This is a genomic window from Synechococcus sp. H60.3, assembly GCF_047462295.1.
Classification (GTDB): Bacteria; Cyanobacteriota; Cyanobacteriia; order Thermostichales; family Thermostichaceae; genus Thermostichus.
Genome location: NZ_JANSIY010000163.1, coordinates 1 through 1,879 on the forward strand (window position 1 = coordinate 1; position 1,879 = coordinate 1,879).

The window sequence follows — 1,879 nt, forward strand, 5'->3', positions numbered from 1 at the left end:
AACAAACGCTGTGGGATCCCGCCATCGCTGCCCTCTTCTCCAACGGACAAACCGAGACAGACAGAGTATCCACAAGAATGGGCAGGAATCGAGCAGATCCCTGCCCCTCTCAAGCCCCAAATTGGCTCTCTTCAAGACTCCTGCGCCAGGCGGGCGTAAAACAAGCCCTGGACACGGACGGTGTGAGGTTCCAGTGCCCCTTGCTCGGTGCTGGACTGCTGAATGCTGACGAAGGAGCCGCCCATCTCACCCGTGCTGGGATCCACGCGGGCAATGCGCAGCGACATTGTCCCCTGGGAAACCTCGTCCACCTTGCGGTTGGTGGCGAAGTCGTCCTTGGCCGCCTGCAGCCCTACGGCTGTGTCGTAGCCGACGTTGGAGCCGCGCCCGCGCGCGTCGAGGAAGGTGCTGCTGTGGTAGCCGGGCACCAAGAACTCCCCTTCAAAGTCGGTCGAGGGGTCGATGGCGGAGCCCTGAGCTGTGGCCACCAAGTCTTTCACGCTAAACAAAAACGGCACCCGCTCGCCGCGGGGTAACTGACCGGTGGTCGGCTGAAAAGTGATCCCGTCCACCACTTTGAGCTCCAACCCGCCGTCTTTGGGGGTGACTTCGGCCTTAATCGGCCCCAGCGTGGCTGCCGAGATCATAATGTTTTTGGCCTTGATAAACTCTTTTTCGCCGTTCCGCTTTTCCTCTTCGATTTCAATTTGCACCGGCTGGAAGCAGACATCTGTCAACTTTACGGATCCCCCCTTGGGCACCTCGATACGGCCGCGGGCATTGTCGGAGACGGAGGGGCAAATGGCCGCCTTGCCGGTGTTGCGGATCTGGTCGTAGGTTAAGGGGGCCTTAGCTGCCTCCGCCGGCAGGGCGAAGACGCTCAAACAGAGCGCCAACAGGATGGCGAGTAGTGGACGGTACCGCATAATCAACCTCGAAAAACCTGTTTTAATCTCAATGCTGCTGGGGAAAATAAGCCCGAATGCCCCTATTGTACGCAATAGGGATCCCCTCTTTGGCCGGGCTCGCAGAAGTTTCTTGGCCAGGCAGAGCTGTTAGGCTGCTGCGTTTTCCCACTGCTTGGATTACCGACTCCTGCTCTTCTGTGAAGGCCTTGCGGCCACCTCAAAACGGGCCACTCACCACCAGGGATCCCAGCCAGCGCTCTCGAATCTGGTTTACCAGCTCGCCGATGGGCTGTTGGTTAACGCGGTAGCTGGTGGGATGGGCGATCAGGCGGGCGGTGCTCTCGAAAAGGCAGTCCCGTTCCACCAGGCCGTTTTCCCTCAGGGTGCGTCCGGTGGCCACCAAGTCCACAATGGCATCGGCCATGCCGGTGAGGGGAGCCAGTTCCACCGAGCCGTAGAGGGAGATAATTTCCACCGGCAAATCCAACCGGTCAAAATACTCGCGGGCGCAGCCGACAAACTTGGAAGCGACGCGGGCATGGGGAGGCAACTGGGCCGCCGAGGTGTAGGGACTATCTTGGGGCAGGGCCACCGACATGCGACAGTAGCCGAACTTCAGATCCAGCAGGTGGGCCACCCGCGCTTCGCTGCCGGCATAGCGCTCTCGCAAGATGTCGTAGCCGACGATGCCCAGCTCGGCCTGTCCGTATTCCACGTACACCGGCACGTCGTGGTTGCGCACCAGCAGCGCCTCGTAGCGTTGCCCGTTGAGCTGGGTGGGCGATTCAATCCGCAGCAGGCGGTTGCCGGGATCCAAAAAGCGACTGAAATCGATCCCCACCTGTTGCAAGCAGCGGACAGCGTCGGCCAACAAGGCTCCCTTGGCCAGGGCAATGGTGATCGTCGGGGTATTGGGCTTCGGAGCTGGCCGAGGGCTGGTGGCTGTCAACATAGGCACTTAGGGATCCCTT

2 protein-coding genes are annotated in these 1,879 nt (G+C 60.6%); both read right to left on the reverse strand.

Going from position 1 to position 1,879, the window contains the following annotated elements; translation table 11 throughout:
• Positions 1-131: 131 nt before the first annotated feature.
• Entirely contained in the window at positions 132-926 is a 795-nt protein-coding gene (locus tag NW841_RS12170; RefSeq protein WP_414386607.1) for a photosystem II manganese-stabilizing polypeptide, read from the reverse strand.
• A gap of 199 nt (positions 927-1,125) precedes the next feature.
• Positions 1,126-1,860 (reverse strand): ATP phosphoribosyltransferase, encoded by a 735-nt coding sequence (gene hisG, locus NW841_RS12175; RefSeq protein WP_414378746.1) that lies wholly within the window; start codon positions 1,858-1,860, stop codon positions 1,126-1,128.
• Positions 1,861-1,879: the final 19 nt, after the last annotated feature.

Coding starts and splice junctions, on each gene's coding strand:
- hisG (WP_414378746.1), bottom strand. CDS start 1,860: ATGTTGACAGCCACCAGCCCTCGGCCAGCTCCGAAGCCCAATACCCCG.
- NW841_RS12170 (WP_414386607.1), bottom strand. CDS start 926: ATGCGGTACCGTCCACTACTCGCCATCCTGTTGGCGCTCTGTTTGAGC.